At 73.6% G+C, this 19092-nt stretch carries 12 protein-coding genes; 2 read left to right on the forward strand and 10 right to left on the reverse strand.

The window, feature by feature from the left end; translation table 11 throughout:
• Positions 1-38 precede the first annotated feature (38 nt).
• The 9 genes from ACSYGN_RS41025 to ACSYGN_RS41065 form a co-directional block, all read right to left on the reverse strand.
• Complete coding sequence (locus ACSYGN_RS41025; protein ID WP_460406020.1) at positions 39-899, reverse strand: 4'-phosphopantetheinyl transferase family protein; 861 nt, start codon at positions 897-899, stop codon at positions 39-41.
• Positions 896-1294: a hypothetical protein gene (locus ACSYGN_RS41030; RefSeq protein ID WP_460406022.1), complete on the reverse strand. Its 399-nt coding sequence runs from the start codon at positions 1292-1294 to the stop codon at positions 896-898. Before ACSYGN_RS41030 ends, ACSYGN_RS41025 begins: the two co-directional genes overlap by 4 nt.
• Complete coding sequence (locus tag ACSYGN_RS41035) at positions 1284-3227, reverse strand: HAD-IIIC family phosphatase (protein ID WP_460406024.1); 1944 nt, start codon at positions 3225-3227, stop codon at positions 1284-1286. The genes ACSYGN_RS41030 and ACSYGN_RS41035 overlap by 11 nt, the downstream gene beginning before the upstream one ends.
• Entirely contained in the window at positions 3224-3439 is a 216-nt protein-coding gene (locus tag ACSYGN_RS41040) for a hypothetical protein (protein WP_460406026.1), read from the reverse strand. The genes ACSYGN_RS41035 and ACSYGN_RS41040 overlap by 4 nt, the downstream gene beginning before the upstream one ends.
• Positions 3436-4524 carry a 3-oxoacyl-[acyl-carrier-protein] synthase III C-terminal domain-containing protein gene (locus ACSYGN_RS41045; RefSeq protein WP_460406028.1) on the reverse strand — a complete coding sequence of 363 codons (1089 nt, stop codon included), beginning with the start codon at positions 4522-4524 and terminating at the stop codon, positions 3436-3438. Before ACSYGN_RS41045 ends, ACSYGN_RS41040 begins: the two co-directional genes overlap by 4 nt.
• The gene (locus ACSYGN_RS41050) at positions 4521-7568 is read right to left on the reverse strand and encodes a type I polyketide synthase (protein WP_460406030.1); all 3048 of its coding nucleotides are present in this window, start codon (positions 7566-7568) and stop codon (positions 4521-4523) included. The genes ACSYGN_RS41045 and ACSYGN_RS41050 overlap by 4 nt, the downstream gene beginning before the upstream one ends.
• A gap of 209 nt (positions 7569-7777) precedes the next feature.
• Complete coding sequence (locus ACSYGN_RS41055; RefSeq protein WP_460406032.1) at positions 7778-8059, reverse strand: acyl carrier protein; 282 nt, start codon at positions 8057-8059, stop codon at positions 7778-7780.
• 38 nt (positions 8060-8097) lie between these two features.
• A complete protein-coding gene (locus ACSYGN_RS41060; protein WP_460406034.1) occupies positions 8098-9972 on the reverse strand; it encodes an acyl-CoA dehydrogenase in 1875 nt (624 codons plus the stop codon).
• Complete coding sequence (locus ACSYGN_RS41065; RefSeq protein ID WP_460406036.1) at positions 9966-11798, reverse strand: fatty acyl-AMP ligase; 1833 nt, start codon at positions 11796-11798, stop codon at positions 9966-9968. The genes ACSYGN_RS41060 and ACSYGN_RS41065 overlap by 7 nt, the downstream gene beginning before the upstream one ends.
• 366 nt (positions 11799-12164) lie before the next feature.
• Between ACSYGN_RS41065 and ACSYGN_RS41070 the strand changes: the two genes are divergently transcribed.
• Together ACSYGN_RS41070 and ACSYGN_RS41075 are read left to right on the forward strand one after the other, a co-directional pair.
• Positions 12165-14993, forward strand: coding sequence for an AfsR/SARP family transcriptional regulator (locus ACSYGN_RS41070; RefSeq protein WP_460406038.1), 2829 nt, complete (start codon positions 12165-12167; stop codon positions 14991-14993).
• Positions 14994-15532: 539 nt separating this feature from the next.
• The gene (locus tag ACSYGN_RS41075) at positions 15533-16243 is read left to right on the forward strand and encodes a helix-turn-helix transcriptional regulator (RefSeq protein WP_460406040.1); all 711 of its coding nucleotides are present in this window, start codon (positions 15533-15535) and stop codon (positions 16241-16243) included.
• A 61-nt stretch (positions 16244-16304) separates the two neighbouring features.
• Here ACSYGN_RS41075 and ACSYGN_RS41080 read toward each other — a convergent pair whose 3' ends face one another.
• Positions 16305-19061, reverse strand: coding sequence for a LuxR C-terminal-related transcriptional regulator (locus tag ACSYGN_RS41080; protein ID WP_460406042.1), 2757 nt, complete (start codon positions 19059-19061; stop codon positions 16305-16307).
• Between the last annotated feature and the right edge of the window lie 31 nt (positions 19062-19092).

Genomic DNA, 19092 nt, shown 5'->3' on the forward strand with positions numbered 1-19092 from the left:
ATTGACCTCAGTGACCTCAGTGAGTGACCTCAGTGACCTCAGTCGTCGAGGATCTGTGACCAGTCCTCCCGCTCGGCGTCCAGGGCCGCGTCGATCACCGCGGCGGCCTCGGCGTCGAGCATCGTGGTGACCTCGGTGTCCAGGGTGCGGCCGAGACCGGCGTCGTAGACGGCGACGGACACCACGAACGCGATGCCGCCGCTGTCGAGGGCGACGGTGCGCAGCGCCCACTCGTCACCGGCGCCGGGCGTGCCGTCGGGGCGGTTCAGCTGGACCGGGCGGCTCTCCGGTCCGAATCCGAACTCGTTGAAACGGAACTGCATGCCCTGCCCGATCGCCTTGCTGTACGCCTCTTTCAGCGTCCACAGCCGCACCAGGCTCGGGTTGCGCTCCGGTTCCGGCAGCCGGGTCAGCATCCGGCTCTCGTGCGGGGTGCAGATGAGCCGGGTCAGACCGCGCGCGTAGATGCTGCGGTCGGCGCGTTCGGCGTCCACGCCGATCAGTCCGCGGGTGGTCAGACCGACCAGCAGCAGGTCGTCGGTGTGGCTGAGGCTGATGTCGATCTGGTCGCAGCCGCGCAGATACGGCCGTCCCGTCGGCCCGTACGCCAGTTCCAGGTCGATCGCCTCGGCGCGCAGGGCGGCGGCCGCCGCGTGCTTGAGCAGCCGGCGGGAGGCGGCGTACCGCTCCCGGATGTCGGCGTGCCCGATGTCGCGGTAGCGCGACCAGTCCCGGCCCAGCACGGCGCGCAGCGCGGGTCCGTCCGGGGCGCGCGGGCGCCAGTCGGCGAGCCGTCCGTGCACCACGGCCGTGCCGTGCCGACGCAAGTCCTCGCGGACCGCCGCCCAGTCGGTGTCCTCCGCGGTGACCTCGATCAGGTCCCCGCCCGCCGCGTTCATCGGGTGTCCGTCCGTTCGCTCGTGACCGGTCGGGTCGGCTCGATCGGCGCGCTCGTCATCGTTCGGGCCGGGTCGCTCGGCTCGCTCGTCATCGGTCGGGTCGGCTCGCTCGGCTCGCTCGTCGCCGGTCCGAACGGCTCGATCGGGCCGACCAGTTCGTGGATCTCGCGCATGCTGCGGGCCCGCAGCACCCGGCCGACCGGGACAGTGCGGCCCGTCTCGCGCTCCAGCACCATCACCAGGCGCAGCAGATGCACCGAGTCCCAGTCCTGCAGCGCGTCGAAGTCGGAGGCGGCTTCTTCCTCGGTGAGGTCCAGCCCGAGTCCGTCGCGCAGCAGGTCGAGAAAGTCGGCCAGACCGGGGTCGCCGGTGCCGGTGGTGCGGTCACGGCTCATCGGCGTCTCCTTCGAGGTCGGCCCGCACGGTGAGATGGCCGGGCACGGCGGGGATGTCGGCCAGGTCGTGCCGGAAGACGGTCTCCGCGCCACCCTCGGAGACGTCACGGGTGCCGCCCTCGCCGTGCGACGCGGGCCGGAAGCCGAGGGAGGGGTAGAAGCCGCCGGCCCGGGAGTTGCGGCGGGTGGCCCGGTAGCGGGCGTGGACGGCGGGCAGGCCGCGTTCGCGGGCATGCGTCAGTACGGCGCTGAGGCAGCCGTCCTCGATGCCGCGGGCCAGCACCCGGCAGCTCAGCAGCATGTTGTCGATGTGCAGCCCGTCGGCCCCGTCCCGGGCGAGCACCGCGCCGACCAGGCCGCTGTCGCCGTACCGGTCGCTGACCCGCACCGCCAGCGGACGCCGCCCGGGCCCGAGGATCCGCTCGGCCGGGACACGCTCCCCGGTGAGGTTGAACTGGTTGGTGCGCAGGGAGAGTTGCGCGATCCGCTCGATCTCGTGGGGGCGCGGCGGGGAGATCCGCACGACGATGTCCAGTTCCCGCAGATACTCCTCGTGCGAGCCGGTCGTCCCGCGCAGCCGCTCACGGGCGGCGGCGGCCCGGTAGCGGGCGGTGCGGTGCCGGTCGTCGTCGGTGAGGTGCGGGGTGTCGAACCAGCCGTCGGCGAGCAACCGGCCTATGTGCAGGGCCGGTTCGTCGCCCAGCGGTACGACGGCGACCTCGGGCAGCCGGTGCCGTACGAGGGCTCGCTCGGCGGCACTGTCGTCGGCGAACACCAGGGCGTCGAGCCCGATGCCGAGTTCCTCGGCGATGCTCCTGAGCGCCTCGTCCTTGCCGTCCCATCCTGCCCGCACGCTGACGAAGTCACCGGCGCGCAGGGTCAGATCGGGATGGTCCGCCAGGACGTCGGCCACAGGCTCGGGGTCGTTCTTGCTGCTGACGGCCAGCAGCACGCCCTGCGCGGCGAGTTGTCTCACCACCCGCTGGAAGGCTGCGTACGGTTCGCCGCGCGGCGTGGGCCCGCAGTGGATGCCGTCGGGCCCGTCCTCGGCGAGCACCCCGTCCCACAGGGTGTGGTCGAGGTCGAGCACCAGGCACTTGCGGGTCATCCCGCGCCGGGCGCGCAGCACATGAACGGCCTCACGGGCGAGGGCGCCGAAGAGGGCGGCGCTGTAGGGGCTGCGGGTGTAGACGGCCAGCCGGGCGTCCGTCACCGGGCCGGTCGCCCCGACGAGCGGTTCGAGATCGATGACGGCGACTGCAGGGCGTTCGGCGCCCAGCCGCAGCAGCCGGGCGTTGAACTCCCGCCACACCGCCCCGAGCAGGGCCCGCTGCCGCAGCCCGACTAGCTGATGGGTGGCGGTGCGGGGCAGCGGCAGGGTGTTGAGGACGAGGACACCGGTGCCGTGGGCGTCATGGGCATCGGCGATGGCCTGCACGCGGTCCAGGATTTTCCCGCACACACGTTCGATATCGTCGACGCCCCAGGGCGACGGCAGCTCCTCCAGCACGGCCTCCGCCCCGAGCACGCACACCGTCAGCTCCGGCTCGCACCGCCGCAACTCGCTGTGCCGGTCTGTCAGATCACGCAGATAGGCACCGTGATCGCCGGTGACGACACGGGCCAGCAGTCCGTGCCGGGCCAGTTCTGCGACCAGCGGGTCGGTGAGCTGGGCGGTGGTGGAGTGCCCGGTGACCGCGACGGTGACGGCGGGCGTCGCGGGGTGCCGGGCGAGCACGTCCTCCGGCCGCAGTCTGGCCAACAGCGCGCCGCAGCGGGTGAGTTCGTCGCCGATCTGTTCCTCGGACCGGTCGGCGGCATCGGCGACGCGGGCGAGGAGGGGGGCCACGTCGGGGTAGGAGGGGGCGAGCCGGCCGGTGCGGTGGAGATCGCGGAAGGTGTCGAGGGGGGTGTGGAGGGGGGCGCTGGTCATCGGCTGCCCCCTGTGGATACCGGACGGACGGCGGACGGTCCGCCGGTGTGAGGTGTGCCCCGGGAGACGGCCGGGTCCGTCGTGGCCGACCAGTCCGGCTGCATCGCCGCCGACAGGGTGAGCCATGCCAGCAGGCCTGCCGTCGCCGGGCATTCTGCGGCCAGTTGGCCGGTGCTGCGGGCGTCGCGGAGGGTGGTCCGGGCGGCGGTCATCGGGCGTGTCCCCCCGGTGCCGGGCGTTCCAGGGCCAGACCCGTCTTGATCCACTTGCTGGACTCCACCGAGACCACCAGCGCCCGCTCCCCCGGGGCCAGTTCGTACTGGAGCCGGTCCATCTGGAGCAGCGGCAGGGCGTTGCCCGTGTTGCCGGTGTCGCGGACGCAGGACACCTCGCGGCAGCCCGGCGGCAGGCCGAGACCGTCGACGATACGGTCGGTCATGTGCCCCGACAGCTGCGGCGGCAGAAGATAGTCGAGCTGCTCCGCCGTCCAGCCCGTCGCGTTGAGCAGTTCCCACACGATCTCGCCGGTGAGGGCGGGGACCTCCTCCTCGATGGTCTTGTAGTCCTCGAAGAGCATCGGACGGTCCTGCTCGGTCTCGGCGAGACCGCGCCAGCCCACGATCTGCCCCGGCGCACGGCCCCGCCCCGCGAAACGGTGCAGCAGGGCCCGTACGGCCACAGCGGAGTCGTCGTACGGCTCCGCGGTCACCACCGCGGCCCCGGCGCCGTCGCCGAACAACACGTAGTTGACCAGCTCCTGGGTGGCCAGATCGGCGGCGTCCGTCCCGGGGCGCAGGAAGCGGTTGGAGACATCGCCGGACACGACGAGACCGGTCTGGTGGCCGCCCGCCAGCAGGGCGCGGGCCAGGTCCAGGGCCTGTACGGCGCCGGAGCAGCCCGCCTGGATCTGGTGGACGGGCAGATGGTTGAGGCCCAGCAGGTCGGCGGTCTCCGTGGCGGTGGACGGCAGCAGGGCGTCCGGGGTGGCGGTGGACAGGATGAGGAAGTCCAGGTCGGCGGTGCCGAGTCCGGCGTCGGCCAGCGCCCGTCCGGCAGCCTCGGCGGCGAGGTCGGCCAGGGTGTGGGTGACCTTCCGGGTCACCGGGTCCCAGCCGAAGTGCCGGGTACGGGTGCCGACGAAGATGTCGATCCAGTCCTCGCTGATCCCGAAGATCCCGCTCAGGGCGGCGTTGTCGACGGGCTCGCCGGGCAGCGCGCTGCCGGTTCCGGCAATGTGCATGAGCGCGGTCGACGCCGGGGACGCCGTGGGTGCGGGAGAGTCCGCGGTGCTGGTCATGCCGTGACCTCCGTGCCCGTCAGTTCCCGTACGAAATCCGCCAGCGTGCCCACCGACCGCAGCGCGGGCAGCAGTTGCTGCACCGTGATGCCCGCGGAGGGCGGCAGCCGCTGTTCCAGGCGGTTTTTCAGCTGCATGATCATCACCGAGTCGAAGCCGAGGTCCTCGTAGATGCGGGCGTCGGTGCCGACCTGCTCGCGCGGGCAGGCGCCGATCTCCATGACCGCGTCGACGACGACGGTCAGCGCGGTGTCCTGGGCGGACGGCGGGGCCGGTCGTGTCGGCGGGGCCAGCGTCTGCACCATTGGTGCGGCTTGTGCGGCTTGTGCGGCTTGTGCTTCCTGTGCCGCCGGTGCAGCCGGTGCGGGTTGCGGGTCCTCCGGTGCCGTCGTCCTCTGGTTCGGCACCGGCACCGGCACCGGCAGCGGCGCCGACGCCGTGTGCCGGAAGCGGCGGGTGTCGGAGAAGACGTACGGCGCGAGGCGCTCCGTGCGGCGCTGGCCGGGGTCGTAGAGGGCGTCCCAGCTGGGCTCGGCGCCGCTGAGGTACAACTCGCCGATCATCTGGGCGAGTTCGGTGTGCCCGGCGATGCGGCCGGGGGCCGGGTGCAGCAGCCGTATGCCCGCGGGCAGCCCCGCGCGTTCGGCGGTGCGCAGCAACTGCCGGGCCGGGCCGAGTTCGACGAGGCAGGTCGGGGCGATGCCGCTCACCAGGGCGGTCAGGGCCTCCCCGAACCGTGCCGGTGCCGTGGCCAGCCGGGCCCAGTGGGCGGGGTCCGGAAGGTCGTCGCCGAGCACCCCGCCCTGGGCGGCGGAGGCCAGCACGATCCGGGCCGGGGCGGCGGTCACCGGGCCCGCGAGCTCGGCGATGCGCGCCGCGTCGGTGTCGCCCGCCGCGCCGGGTCCGGTGTGCCGGCCGGGGAGCGGACGGCTGCCCACATCCAGCGCGTACAGCGCTCGCGCGGCCCGTTCCAGCAGGTCACGGGGGCCCGCGAGGACAAGGTCACGGGGGCCGTCGGCGGCGGCCAGGGTGATTCCGGGGTGGGCTGCGAGGACGTCGGCGATCTCCTTCCGCGAGCCCCGTACGGCGAGCGCGGCGCACTCGGGCAGCGCGTCGGCGACGGCGCCGTGTGCGGCGACGAGACGGGCCGCGTCCGGCAGGGTGAGCACCCCGGCGGCCACCGCGGCGGCTAGTTCGCCGGTGCCGTGGCCGAGCACGGCGTCGGGGACCACGCCCAACTCGGCGAGGGTGCCGGTGAGGGCGTGGGCGACGGCGAACAGGGCGGGCCGGGCCCAGCGGGGGCGGTGGATCTCACGGTCGGAGGCGAGGATCAGGTCCCGCACCGAGCGGCCGGTGTGCGGGCGCAGCGCGTCGTCGGCCTCGTTCAAATGGCGCCGGTAGACGGCGGATTCGCGGTAGAGGACGGCCGTCATGCCCGGCTCCTGGCAGCCCTGCCCGGGGTAGAGGAAGGCGATGGCAGGGGGGCGCAGGGCGCGGTCGGTGACCCGGGCCCAGGTCTGTTCGTCGTCCCTGGCGGCGCGCAGTGCGGTGGCGAGGTCGACGGTGTCGCGCACGGTGAACACGGCCCGGTAGGGCAGCCCGGTCTTGACCTGGTTGCTGGTCCAGCACACCGAGGCGGCGTCGCCGCGCGGCCGCCGGGTCAGGGTGTCGGCCTGCGCGGCCAGGTTGCGGCGCAGCGCCTCCGGTGTGTCGGCGGACAGCGTGAACACCCCGGCACCGGCCGGGCCGCGTGCGGCGGTGACCGGAAGGCGGGGCGGGGAGGCGAGGACGGCGTGCGCGTTGGTGCCGCCCATGCCGAAACTGCTGACGCCGGCGAGGACTTCACCGGGCGGCAGCCGCAGCGGCGCCTTGATCAGCGCCAGGCCCCGGTCCGCCAGCCGGAGTTGGGGGTTCTCACGGGCGGCGAAGCGGCTGGCGGGCACGATGCGGTGGTGCAGGGCGAGGGCGGTCTTGATCAGCCCGGCGATGCCCGCGGCGCCCTCGGTGTGGCCGATGTTGCCCTTCACCGAGCCGATGGCGCACGGCTGTTCACGGGGCACGGCGTGCACCTCGCCGAGTGCAGCGCATTCGATGATGTCGCCGAGGGTGGTGCCGGTGCCGTGCGCCTCGACGAAGCGGACCCGGTCCGCCTCGACGCCCGCCCTGCGGTACGCGGCGGCCACCACGGCCTGCTGCGACCAGCGGCTGGGCGCGGTGACGCCGTTGCTGCGGCCGTCCTGGTTGACGGCGGTGCCGCGGATGACGGCGTAGACGCGCTGGCGGTCGGCGAGCGCGTCCTCCAGCCGGCGCAGGACGACCATTCCGGCGCCGTCGCTGCGGCCGATGCCGTCGGAGTCGACGCTGAACGGCTTGCAGCGGCCGTCCGGCGCGCGCAGCCCCATCTGCTGGTAGACCAGGCCGAGCACGGGGGTGAGCACGACGTTGACGCCCGCCGCGAGCGCCGTCGAGCACTCGCCGGACAGCAGCGAGTTGACGGCGAGGTGCACGGCGACCAGCGAGGACGAGCAGGCGGTGTCCACCGCGAGACTGGGCCCGCGCAGATCGAGGTGGTACGAGATCCGGTTGGCGGTCATCCCCGCGCTGCTGCCGACACCGAGCTGCGGGGTGACGCGGGTGTGGTCGCCCAGGTGCAGCTGGGCCCACTCGCTGCCCATCACCCCGACGAACACACCGGTGTCGCTCCCGGCCAGCGTGGAGGGGGCGCGGCCGGAGTCCTCCAGGGCCCGCCAGGCGCACTGGAGCAGCAGCCGCTGCTGGGGGTCCATGGCGGCGGCCTCGCGGGCGGCGATGGTGAAGAAGTCGTTGTCGAAGACGGTGACGCCGTCGACGAAGCCGCCGCGCACCCCGTCGTCGAACCCGGGCCCGCCGCGGTCCGCGGGCAGCGGTCCGATCGCGTCCCCGCCCCGCATCAGCAACTCCCAGTACGCCTCGGCGTCCTGAGCCCCGGGAAACACACAGTCAAGGCCGACGATGGCAACGGCCCCGGCGCCGGTACGGCCCCCGGCCGCCCCCTCGGCCGGCACCGCGACACCGGGCTCGTCGGCAGCACCGGAGCCTGGTACCGCCGTAGCCCCACCTCCGGCCGTACCACTAGCCGTACCACTAGCCGTACGACCGACCGCACCACCGGCTCCATCCGGATCCCCGGACCCGAACCCGCCCCCCGCGCCCACGGCTCCCCCAGCGCCCACCGCACCCACCGCACCCACCGCGCCGTCCCCCGCCCCCGCGTTCACCGTCGCCCCCTCTCCGGGTCGGCGCCGCGGGACCGGAGATACGCGGCCAGTTGGGCGACCGTCGGGTGGTCCCAGGCCAGGGACGGGTCGACGATGAGGCCGAAGTCGTCCTCGATGTCGCCGCACAGGCTCAGCGCGCACACCGAGTCCATGCCGTACTCGGCCAGGGGCACCGTCGCCTCGATGCTCTCGGGCAGCCGGTCCAGGTAGACCGCGAGATGCGTGGTCAGCCACTGCTGGAGCGGGACCTCGATGTGCCGGGTCGGGGAGGGGGTCATCCCTGAAGGCTCCTTGTCCTGATGGTGCGGGCCCTCGGTCAGCCCGGAATCGGTGTGTTGTACAGGTCGAAGCTGCGCCGGTCGCCGTAGCGGGCCAGGACCTCCCGGTGGACCCGCGCGGTGCACTCGGCGGGCAGTTCGACGGCAGGAGTCCCGAGCCGCTGGGCGATACGGTGCAGGGCCGCGGCGGCCCACGCCGGGTCGGCGAGGAAGGGGTCGGGGCCACCCCGGTTGTGGTGCCAGACCCCGAGCACACTGGCGGCGGCCAGCACCAGCACATAGCGGTCGGTCAGCGCGAACCAGGCGGGTCCGACCGGCCGGTCGGGGGTCAGCGGCGGCAACGCCAGTACCCGGCTGCGTAGTTCGTGCAACTCGGCGATCATCTGTCCGGCCAGGGTGCCCAGGGTGCGCTCGGCGGGCGTGGCGCCGGGCAGCGAGTCGGCGACCGCGAGGAGGGTCGCGCTGACGCTGTCCCGGCCGCAGGCCAGTGCGAGACGGCCGTAGTCGAACGGCGGCAGGGGCGCGCCGGGGCGGAACAGTCCGGGGGGCGCCTCGGCCCCGGCGAACCAGGAGTCCTCGGCGAGGGAGCGCAGCTGCGGGATGATCGTGGCCTGGCAGGCGACGGTGCCCGCGTGGCCGAGGCTGACGACGGGCACGTCGCGGATGTGCTTCTGGAAGATCCCGACGGTGCCTTCCCGGGTGTAGATCTGCGAGCCGAGCACAGTCGCGAGGTCGTACATGGTGTCGCTGAGCACCTGCGGCAGCAGCAGTTTGATGGCGGCCGAGTAGACGCTGGTCTCGGCGGGCAGCAGATGCAGCGCCCGGGTGGCGACGACGGCGAGGCAGTCGTAGACGAGCAGATTGACGAAGGCCCCGGCGAGGGTGCCCGCCGTGTGCTGCGGGTCGGCGGGGTCGAGGCCGCCGCGGCCGGGGGCGTGGGTGCGGTCGACCCTGACTGCGGTGCGCAGTCCGGTGTCGACGGCGGCGGACACAAGGGACGCCATGAGGGTGCGGCTGACCTGGAAGGACCGCAGCGCGGTGGCCACGCCGCCGCCGAGCGGGCCGAGCAGGGTGTCGTACGGTACGACGCACTCGTCGAGTTCGACCCCGGCGAAGAAGCAGCCGCGCAGGCCGAGGGCGGCGGGGCGGCGGGTGACCCGGTAGCGGTCGGGGGGCAGGGTGTGCGGGTCGAGCAGCAGCGCGGAGTGGCTGCTCGCGACGGATCCGGAACCAGGGACGTAACCAGGGACGTAACCAGAAGCGGGACCGACGGCGGGTTCGTCGTCCGGCCCGGTGTACGGCCCGGTGTCCGGCCCTGTGCGGCAGAACAGCACCAGCGCGTCGGCGCGGTGCAGGTTGTTGATGACCGGCTTGGCACCGGTGACGGACAGTCCGCCGGGGTGGCCGCGGGCGCGGACCCCGCTGCGTACGAAGTCGTTGGTGTGGGCGGTCTCGTGCTGGGCGATGGCCGCCTTGGAGCCCGCGAGCAGCAGCCCGGCCAGCCAGTTCTGCTGGTCGGCGGTGCCGCGCATCCAGACGTCGGAGGCGGCCATGAAGGTGGTCATGCCATAGCCCGCGCCGAGCGCGACGTCACGCCGGAAGACGGGCCGCATCACCCGCAGCAGGGTCTCGGCGGAGTCGAAGCGGCCACCGAGCCGGACCGGCACGAACTCGCGGCTCATGCCGAAGTCGTCGAGCAGCGCCTCGGCGTCGGCGGACAGCGCGGCGCGCCGGTCGGCACGCAGCAGCGCGTGGTGGCCGACCGGGTTGCCAGGGTCGGTGGGGTCGCCGAGCAGGGCCTCGACGCGGGCGACCCGGTCCGCCGCCGTGCCGTCGCCGGGCGGTGAGCCCGGCGAAGAGCCCGGCGGGAGGGGCTGCATGAGCAGCGCGGACGGCGACGCGGAGGTCACCATCGGCTGCTCCGCACCATGTCATGGGCCTGGGCGGGACCGGAAGCGGGGGCGGCGGCGGAGGCGGGACCGGCGGGTGCGATCAGCTCGCGGACGGCCGGGTCGAGCACTTCGTGCAGGGGGGTGATCTCGCCGTCGAGGAACAACCTGCGCATCAGGGTGCGCTGGACCTTTCCGCTGGTGGTGCGGCGTACGGTGCCGGGGCGCACCAGGACAACATTGCCCGCCGGGACGTCGAAGTCCTGGCCCACGAGGGTCTGGACGGCGCGGGTGAGGTCGCGCAGCCGGTCGGTGTCCTGGCGGGGCACCCGGGCCTCCTGGACGACGACGAGCTGTTCGCGGTCGGCGCCGACGGTGAACACGGCGCCGTGCCCGGTGCCGAGGGCGGGCCCGATCTCGCGGATCGCCCACTCCACGTCCTGCGGGTAGATGTTGCGCCCGTTGAGGATGACGACCTCCTTCAGCCGCCCGGTGATGTAGAGCTCATCGTCCGCTACGACGCCGAGGTCGCCGGTGCGCAGGAACTCGCCCGGGACACCGGCGAGGGTGGCACGGAAGGTGTCGTCGGTCTCCATCGGGCGGCGCCAGTAGCCCCGGGCGACGCTGTCGCCGCGCAGCCAGATCTCCCCGACCCGGCCGGGCGGCATCTCGGCGCACGCCACCGGGTCGACGACGCGCAGCTCGAAGTCGTGGACCTGGCCGGAGCCGACCAGGGTGCGGGTGGGCCGATCGGGAGTCGGCGGGCGCAGTACGTCGTGCTCCAGGGCTGCCGCATCGACCGTCAACCGGCGTGCGGGGACGCCCGGGTGTCCGCCGGAGACGACGAGGGTGGCCTCGGCGAGGCCGTAGCCGGGGTAGAGGCTGGTGGCGCGCAGCCCGGCGGCGGAGAAGCGGCGGGCGAAGTCGTCCAGGGTGCGGGCGCGCACCGGTTCGGCGCCGCACAGCGCCAGCCGCCAGCTCGACAGGTCGAGGCCGTCGAGCTGGGCGTCGGTGACACGGCGGGTGCAGAGGTCGTAGCTGAAGTTGGGGCCGCCGCCGACGGTCAGGCCGTACTCGCCGAAGGCGCGCAGCCACCCGGCCGGCCGTTTGATGAAGGCGGTGGGCGCCATCTGCACGGAGAGGGTCCCCAGCCACAGGGGGTGCAGCAGATGGGCGATGAGGCCCATGTCGTGGTAGTGCGGCAGCCAGTTGCCGAAGCGGTCGTCGGCGGTGGTGCCCAACAGGCGTTGCAGGGCGGCCTGGTTGGCCATCAGATTGCGGTGGGTGACCATCACGCCGCGCGGTTTGCTGGTCGAGCCGGAGGTGTACTGGAGGAAGGCGAGGTCGTCGGGGCCGGTGTCCGGCGGACGCCAGTCGTCCGCTTTTATGTCGTTCATCTCGCTATCGATGTCGTTATCGATGTCGGTGGCCAGACAAACCGTTTCTCCGCCGCCGGACACGGCCAGCCACAGGGAGGTGTCCGCGGCGTGCTCGCTGTCGGTCAGCACCAGACGCCCGACGGTGTCCTTGAGGATGCCGGACACCCGCTGGAGCCGCTCGCCCCGGTCGCCGGGCAGCGGCGCGGGCACGGCGATCGCACCGGCGTAGAGACAGCCCGTGAACGCCACCAGGAACTCAGGACCGGGAGGGTAGAGCAGCAGTACGGGCCGCCCCTGGGCGCCGTGTTCACGCAGCCGTACGGCGAGGGCGCGGGCGCGCCGGTCGAGCGTGCCGTACGTCAGATGCTCGGCGTTCGCGCCGTCGCGCAGGAACACCAGGGCGTCGGTGTCACCGAGTGCGGCCGCCCGCTCCCGCAACAGCCGGGTGAAGGTGGTGAAAGCAGCGGTCAACGTCAGCCCCCTCATGGTGCGTACGAAGCGGGGCACAGGACACCCCTCTGCCGCCGAAGCACCTCCATCCTGGGATCAAGGCCTAAAGCGCGGCTTGCAATACAACCCGCTTCACGGAAATCAGGGGTAGGGCTGTCCGATTCTGGGGTGTGGCCGACGCCTACATTGGGACACGGAACGAACTGACGAACCACGAACTGTCGTATCCGCCAAATCCGTTGTATCCGTCGTCTCCGTCGTCGGACCTCCACCGAGGCAGCCCCCGAGCGGGCGGCGCGGCGGGCCCGAGAGGGCCGGGAAGTCCCGGGAACGCCCGCAGCCGTCCGACCCCGCCGACCGGCGCGCGACCGAGAAGAGGGTGGGAACATGCGTTTTCGGATCCTGGGTCCATTGGAGATCACCTCGTCCAGGGCGGTCGAACCGCTCAGGCCCAAAGCCGCCAAGATCCGTGTGGTGCTGGCGACTTTACTGGTCCGGCCGAACGAGATCGTCGCCGTGGACCACCTCATCGACGAACTGTGGGGCGAGAATCCGCCGCGCACCGCGACCACCACACTCCAGGTCTATGTCTCGCAGTTGCGCAAACTGCTCGACGCCGCCGACCCCGAGTACGGCCGGGACGCGCTGGTCACCCGCCCGCCGGGCTACGCGCTGTATCTCGACCCGGCGCAGCTCGACCTGGTGGTGTTCGAGGAACTGCACCAGAGCGGCCAGGCGGCGTTACTGCGCGCCGAGCCGGCTGCCGCGGCCGACCTCCAGCGCCGCGCGCTCCAGCTGTGGCGCGCCCCGCTCGCCTCCGACACCCCGCACGGCCCGCTGCTCGCCCGCACCGCGGTACGGCTCGCCGAGATGCGCGCCGCCGCCCTCGAACAGCGCATCCGCGCCGAGCTCCAGCTCGGGCACCATCAGCAGCTGATCGGCGAACTCCACTCCGCGGTCGCGGAGATGCCGATGCGCGAGGAGTTCCACATGCTGCTGATGACGGCCCTGTACCGGGCCGGCCGGCAGGCCGACGCGCTGCGGATCTTCGCCCAGCTGCGCCGCAGCCTGGTCGCCGAGCTGGCCATCGAGCCGGGGGCGCAGCTCCAGCGGCTGCACCAGCGGATCCTGGCGGGCGACCCGGAGCTGCTGTATCCGGCGGCGCCGACGCCGCCCGGGACGGACGGGGAGCGGGGGCCCGCCGCGGAACCGGCCGTATCACGGGAGGCGGAGACATTGCCGGTACGTGCCCCGGCCCCCGCCCCGGAGCCGGTCCCCGCCGCAGCCGCGGCAACCGCCGTCGCCGCGACGACCCTAACCGCAGTCACCACAACCACCGCTACAGCAGCGGCACAGGCACCGCCGCCGATACCGGCACCCGTCGTCGTACCGGAAGGGCCCGCCGGGGACACGCAGGCCATCCGGGACCCCTCGCATCCCTCGCATCCCTCGCTGCTCAAGCCGGCGCTCGACCACATCCCGCCCCGTGACCCGGCGTTCACCGGTCGCTCCGACGAACTCGACCAGCTCGGCGCCCTGTTGCGCAACGTACCGCCCGGCGGCTGCGCGGCGGTCACCGGCCCGGCAGGCACCGGCAAGACCGCGCTCGCCGTCGCCGCGGGCCACACACTCACCGAACTCTTCCCCGACGGACGGGTGTTCCTGGAGCTCGACGCCTCCCAGTCCACGGACCCGGTGGTCTCGCTGACCCGGCTGTTACGGCAGATGGAGGTGCCGGAACCGCTGCCCGCCGACGAGGACGGACTGCGCGGCGTGCTGCACAGCCGCACCGAGGGATGCCGGCTGCTGCTGATCCTCGACGGCGCCGAGTCCGCCGAACAGGCGCGGGCGCTGCTGCCGGACACCCCGGGCAGCACCGCGCTCCTCACCTGCCGGCATGTCCCCGAAGGGCTGACCGACCGGGTACTCGAACTCGATGTGCTCCCCCAGGACGAGGCACGGCAGCTGTTCACCGCCGCGGCCGGACGGCTGATCCCGCAACACGGCAGCGAGGCGGCGGTACGGGAGATCGCCGCACTCTGCGAGGGATTGCCGCTGGCCCTGCGCGCGGCGGCGGCCCGGCTCGCGTCCCGTCCGCACTGGGGCACCGAGATGCTGGCGGCCCGGCTGCGCAGCGAGCAGCGGCGGCTGGCCGAGCTGAGCGCGGCGGCACCGGGCTTCCACGCCCGGCTGCGCTCCAGCTATGTGGAGACCGAGCCGGTGCTGCGGCACGCGTTCCGGCTGCTGGGGCTGCTGCCATCGGGTCCGTTCTGCCCGCAGGCGGCGGCCGCGGTGCTCGGGGAGGACGTGGCGAAGACGGCTGACGTGCTGAACGCGCTGGTCGGGGCGCAGCTGCTGCGCCGGGTGGCGAGCGGCCCGGAGCACGGTACCCACTACCGGCTGCACGAGCTGTGGCGGCTGCTGGCGCTGGAGTGCCTGGCCGCGGAGAGCCCGGCGGCCGAGGCGCGGACGGCGACCGCCCGGCTGGCGGCCGAGTTCACCGCGCAGTTGCGCGCGGTCCACGCCGGGGCCAGGCGCGACGTCCCGTATCCGCTGGAGTGGTTCAGCCGCCGTGAGAACGGTCTGGTGGATGTCGTACGGCGGTGTCACGCGGCCGGGTTGTGGGCGCAGACAATGGAACTGGCCGACGCCATGACGGGGTTCCTGGAGGCGCGGGCGTCCTGGGACGCCTGGGACACCTGCCACAGCCTCGCCCTGGACGCCGCCCGCCAGCAGGAGGACCTGGCCGCCGAGGCGCGGCTGCTGCGTTCGCTGGGCGATCTGGCGTGGCAGCGGCGGCAGTTGGAGACGGCGGGCGAGTTCTACGAGCGTGCGCTGCTGACGGCGGACGCGGCTCCGGCGGCGGTGGAGCGCGGCCGGGCCCTGGTCGGGCTGGCCGATCTCCAGCTCGACGCGGGCGGCCTGGAGGAGGCGGCCACACTGCTCTCCCCCGCGCTCGACGCGGTCGCCGACGACCCGCGTGGGCGCTACGAGGCACACCGCGCGCTGGGGCTGCTGGCCCTGGAGAACGCCGGTCCGGGCGCCGCCGAGGTGCACTTCGCGGACTGCCTGGACATGGCGACGACGCTGAGCGACCCGCATCTGGAGTCGTACGCCCAGCGCTGGCTGGACCGGGTCGGCGGCCGGGACCACCACCCCGAGGGCTGGTCCGAGGTACGGCCGGGGGTGTGGCGTCTGGCGCCCTGCGCCGACTGAGCACCCAGACACGGCGACACGCCCGCGGAGGGAGGGCGCGCTGACAACGTTGGCGGTCCCCGCGCCCGGAAAGTGGCGCGGGGACCGCCTTTTTCAGCGACCGGTGTGACAGCGCATGGCCAAAGTCAGGTGGGCGGGGACCCGTGCGAGGGGCCCGGGCCTTTCCCAGCAGGGCTGCGACCTGGTTGTTGAGCGGTGAACGGTGTCCGAAAGAGACTTGCATGCCCCACACAGCGAAACCACAAGCGCCTGATGGTGCAGTCAGGCACGTCCCCTCCCGTTCGTGACGAACCGCAGCGATCACGGAGATCTCGGAGATCGAAGAAATCGAAGAGACCGAAGAGCTCGAGGAGATCAAAGAGCTCGAAGAGATCAAAAGGCTCGGAGAACGCACAGAACTCAGAGCTCCGGGAGAACGACGAGATCCAAGTCCGCTCCTTGATTCCCGGCCATCGCCCGACGTCGTGCGAAGGCCGGCCGTGCAAGGCGGCAAGCACTGTGCCCCCGTACGTGGATGTGGAAACAGAAAGCGGTACGACATGACCACTCGTATCACCGATGTCCTGCCCGTCGACCACCGGACTACCACGCCGCGCACCGCCGTCGGACACCGGTACACGCACTCCGTCCGACCGCTCCCGCAGGGCGACCGGCGCACGTACACCGCCCATCTCGACCCCGAGCGGCACATCGTCGCCGCCGAGCCGGACTTCGCCCGGCAGTTCGGGCGCACCTCGGCCGACACCTGTGGCCGCAGCCTCTACGAGCTGCTCCACCCGAGCTCCCCGACCTACCTCGACCGGCACTTCATCCGGCTGTCCGAGGGCCGCTGCAACCGCTTCGACGAGCGCATGGTGGGTCTCAACGGCGCGGGCCGGGTGTTCTCCGCCGGGCTGACCGGGATCGCAGTGCACGACACCGGCGGCGGCCTCGCCGGCATCGTCGTGCAGGTGCGCCCCGACCAGGAGGGCGCCGCCGCGCCGGCCGCGGAGCCCGCGGCGCACCCCAAGGAGCGACTGCTGAGCAAGCTCGACGCACAGGTCCTGGAAGGGGTCGCCGCGGGCGCCTCCACCGTGCAACTCGCCGCACGGCTCTACCTCAGTCGGCAGGGCGTGGAGTACCACGTCGGGCTGATGCTCAGAAACCTCAAGGCCCCGAACCGTGCAGCGCTGGTCGCGCGGGCGCACTCACTGGGCATGCTGACGGTGGGCCAGTGGCCGCCGCGGGTGCCGCCGGAGTTCATCAAGTAGACGCCCGGCCGTCCGGGCCGTCCGGGCCGTCCGGCCGTTCGGTGCAAGCTGTACGGGGGTGTCAGCACTCGGCCTGGTCGAAGGCGCGCATCCGCAGGTCCAGGGGCAGGTCCTGGCGGCGGGAGATGCCGAGTTTGCGGTAGACACCGGTGAGATGGCGCTCGACGGTACTGGCGCTGACGAAGAGCTTCGCCGCGATCTCGCGGTTGGTGTGGCCGTGGGCCGCGAGGGCGGCGACCCGTTCCTCGGCGCTGCTGAGCCGGACGTCGTCGTCACCGGTGCGGTCGGCCGACTCCGGGACGGGCGATTCCGCGGAGAACGGTTCCGCGGCGAGCGGTTCCGCGGCGAACGATTCCGCCGAATACGGTGGCTGCGTCGGCTGAGGGGCGCGTTCGGCGGCGGTGGTCGGCCGGATCCGTTCCCGCAGGGGTACGGCGCCGCAGTCGCCCGCCAGCTGCCAGGCCCGCCGGATGACGGTACCGGCCCGGTTGCCCTCACCGCTCAGCCGCAGCGCACCGCCCAAGTCGGCGAGACAGCGGGCGAGTTCGAGGCGGTCGCCGTAGTCACGCAGTTCCTCGACCGCACCGGCGAGGAGGTCGACGCGGCGCCGGGGTTCGGCGGTGGCGGCGCTGAACCGCAGCGTCACCCCGCGCACCCGTGCCCCGGTGGTCACCGGCAGGGCGAGCTGGTCGGCGACCAGGGCCTGGGCCTCGGCAGGGCGGCCGAGGGCGAGCAGGGCCTCGGCGGCGTCGGTGCGCCAGGGCAGCAGTTCGGGCTGGTCGGCGCCCCAGCGTCCAGCGAGGCGACCGGCCTCCAGGAACTCCTCCAGGGCCGCCTCGGGCCGTCCGGTGGCCAGCGCATGACGTCCGCGGGCGCGCAGGAAGGCGAGCGCGTGCACGGTGGAGTACGGCTCACCGGGCAGCGTGGGGTGCAGATGGACGGCCGCCGCGGCGAACTCGCCCTGCTCGGTGAGCGACTGGACCAGCAGCGCGAGCGGGGCGAGCAGGAACGCCCCGCCCCGGCCGCCGAGCCAGTCGATCGCGTCGGTCGCGGCCCGCTGGGCGCCCGCGAGATCGCCGAGCCGCAGCAGGGCGTCGGCGTGCGCGGTGGCGAACGCGGCCTGCCAGCCCGGGGCCTCCCGGACGAGGGGCTGGGCGGCGAGCCGGGCGCACCAGGCGGCGGCCCGGTACGGGCGGTGGTGCACGAGGGTGCGCAGCGCGCGGGACACGGACTCGTAGGTGGTCTGCGTCAACGGCGTGTCGTTCAGCAGTCGTTCGGCGCCGGTGGCGTCGTCGCGGGTGCCCGGGAGCAGCCACCGGGCGGCGGCGCGGACGGGTTGTCCGCTGGGCCGGTCGTGGGTGCCGGGTGAGCGGGGGCCGAGGGTTTCGCGCGGCAGCCGGTCGGGCCCGGGGCGAATGTCGAGATCGGCGTGCGCGAGGGCCTCGTCGGCCTCCGCGACCCGCCCCTGGGCGGCCAGCAGCCGGGCCAGCCAGCCGGCGTCGGCGGGCGACAACTGCCCGGCGCGCAGGGCCGCGTACGGCTCGTCGAGCAGTCGGTGCGCGGCGGCAGGGTGCAACCGCCAGGTGAGGGCGGCGAGTTGAAGGGTGATCCGGAGCCGGGTCGGTTCGTCACGGCAGCCGGAGCGGGCCAGCCGCAGGAACGCCTGGGCGCCGTCGACTCCGGTGGCAGGACACGGCGCGTACTGGGCGGCGTCCCTCAGGGCCTGGATCTCCCAGTCGTGCGCGGCGGCCCCGGCTGCCAGCAACTGGCGTGCCACGACGGCCGGTTCGGCGAGCGCGTGATGCAGCACCCGGGCGGCGTCCCGGTGGGTCGCCCGGCGCTGCTCGGCGGGCAGGGTGGCGAGTACGGCGGACTCGGCGGCGGGGTGCGCGAGCCGGCCGGCGTCCGTGAGGAGCCCGGCGGTCTCCAGCACGTTCTTCGCCCGTACGGCGGCGTCGGCGCCCAGCCTTGCGAGGCGGGCGGCGCGCGGCAGATCGGCCTGCGGACCGAGCGCGGCGAGCGCGAGCGCCAGCCGGCGTGCGGCGGGACCGCAGCGGCGTACACAGGTCACGAACGCCTCGGCGAAAGGCCCGCCGGGCTCGGGCTCGGGCCAGTCGGCTGCGCCCGCGTCGACCGGGCTGCTGGTGGCGCCCTCCCTCTCGGCAAGGAGGGCGCGCACCAGCAGCGGGTTTCCACCGCTGAGGCGGTGGAGTCGGGAGGCGGCGTCGGCGGGCACGGCCATGCCCCAGAAGCGCGCCAGTTCGGCGGTGTCACGGACGTCGAGGCGGGCGAGCGGGATACGCACGAACCCCGGGTGGCGCAGCAGTTCGGTGTACAGCCCGGCGCCGTCGGCACCATGGTGCGGGGAGCGGGCGAGCACGGTGAGCAGGGGCGCCTCGCGGAACGTGTGGGCGAGGCGCAGGAGTTCGGTCAGGGAGCCGCGGTCGGCGTACTGCACGTCGTCGACGCACAGAACCACGGGCCCGCGGGTGCAGGCGGCGGCGAGCAGTGCGCCGAAACCGCCGTTCTCATCGAGCCCGCCGGACCTGCCCGGGTCGTCGGTGGTGAGTGTGACGGCGAGCGTGGCGGTGAGGCGGCGCAGCAGCGAGCAGTCGCGGCGCCGGGCGGCGGGGTCGGCGGCGAGATGCAGCACGGTGAGGCCCAGTCCGGCGGCGGTGTCGGCGGCGTACTGGAGGAACCGCGTCTTGCCGCAGCCGGGGGCGCCTTCGGTGAGCACCAGTTGGGCCGTGCCGTCGACGCAGGCGCGCAGCGCCTTGTCGAGCCGTGCGGTCGCGTCGTCACGGTGCAGGAGCACCATGGGCTCGCCCCCTCCCGGTCGGATTCCCTGC

The sequence above is a fragment of the Streptomyces sp. YIM S03343 genome (assembly GCF_054729195.1).

What these genes read in the sequence shown, in the direction of transcription:
- ACSYGN_RS41070 (WP_460406038.1), top strand. Translation starts at nt 12,165, where the DNA reads ATGCGTTTTCGGATCCTGGGTCCATTGGAGATCACCTCGTCCAGGGCG.
- ACSYGN_RS41045 (WP_460406028.1), bottom strand. Translation starts at nt 4,524, where the DNA reads ATGACCAGCACCGCGGACTCTCCCGCACCCACGGCGTCCCCGGCGTCG.
- ACSYGN_RS41075 (WP_460406040.1), top strand. Translation starts at nt 15,533, where the DNA reads ATGACCACTCGTATCACCGATGTCCTGCCCGTCGACCACCGGACTACC.
- ACSYGN_RS41060 (WP_460406034.1), bottom strand. Translation starts at nt 9,972, where the DNA reads ATGGTGACCTCCGCGTCGCCGTCCGCGCTGCTCATGCAGCCCCTCCCG.
- ACSYGN_RS41080 (WP_460406042.1), bottom strand. Translation starts at nt 19,061, where the DNA reads ATGGTGCTCCTGCACCGTGACGACGCGACCGCACGGCTCGACAAGGCG.
- ACSYGN_RS41030 (WP_460406022.1), bottom strand. Translation starts at nt 1,294, where the DNA reads ATGAGCCGTGACCGCACCACCGGCACCGGCGACCCCGGTCTGGCCGAC.
- ACSYGN_RS41025 (WP_460406020.1), bottom strand. Translation starts at nt 899, where the DNA reads ATGAACGCGGCGGGCGGGGACCTGATCGAGGTCACCGCGGAGGACACC.
- ACSYGN_RS41040 (WP_460406026.1), bottom strand. Translation starts at nt 3,439, where the DNA reads ATGACCGCCGCCCGGACCACCCTCCGCGACGCCCGCAGCACCGGCCAA.
- ACSYGN_RS41055 (WP_460406032.1), bottom strand. Translation starts at nt 8,059, where the DNA reads ATGACCCCCTCCCCGACCCGGCACATCGAGGTCCCGCTCCAGCAGTGG.
- ACSYGN_RS41035 (WP_460406024.1), bottom strand. Translation starts at nt 3,227, where the DNA reads ATGACCAGCGCCCCCCTCCACACCCCCCTCGACACCTTCCGCGATCTC.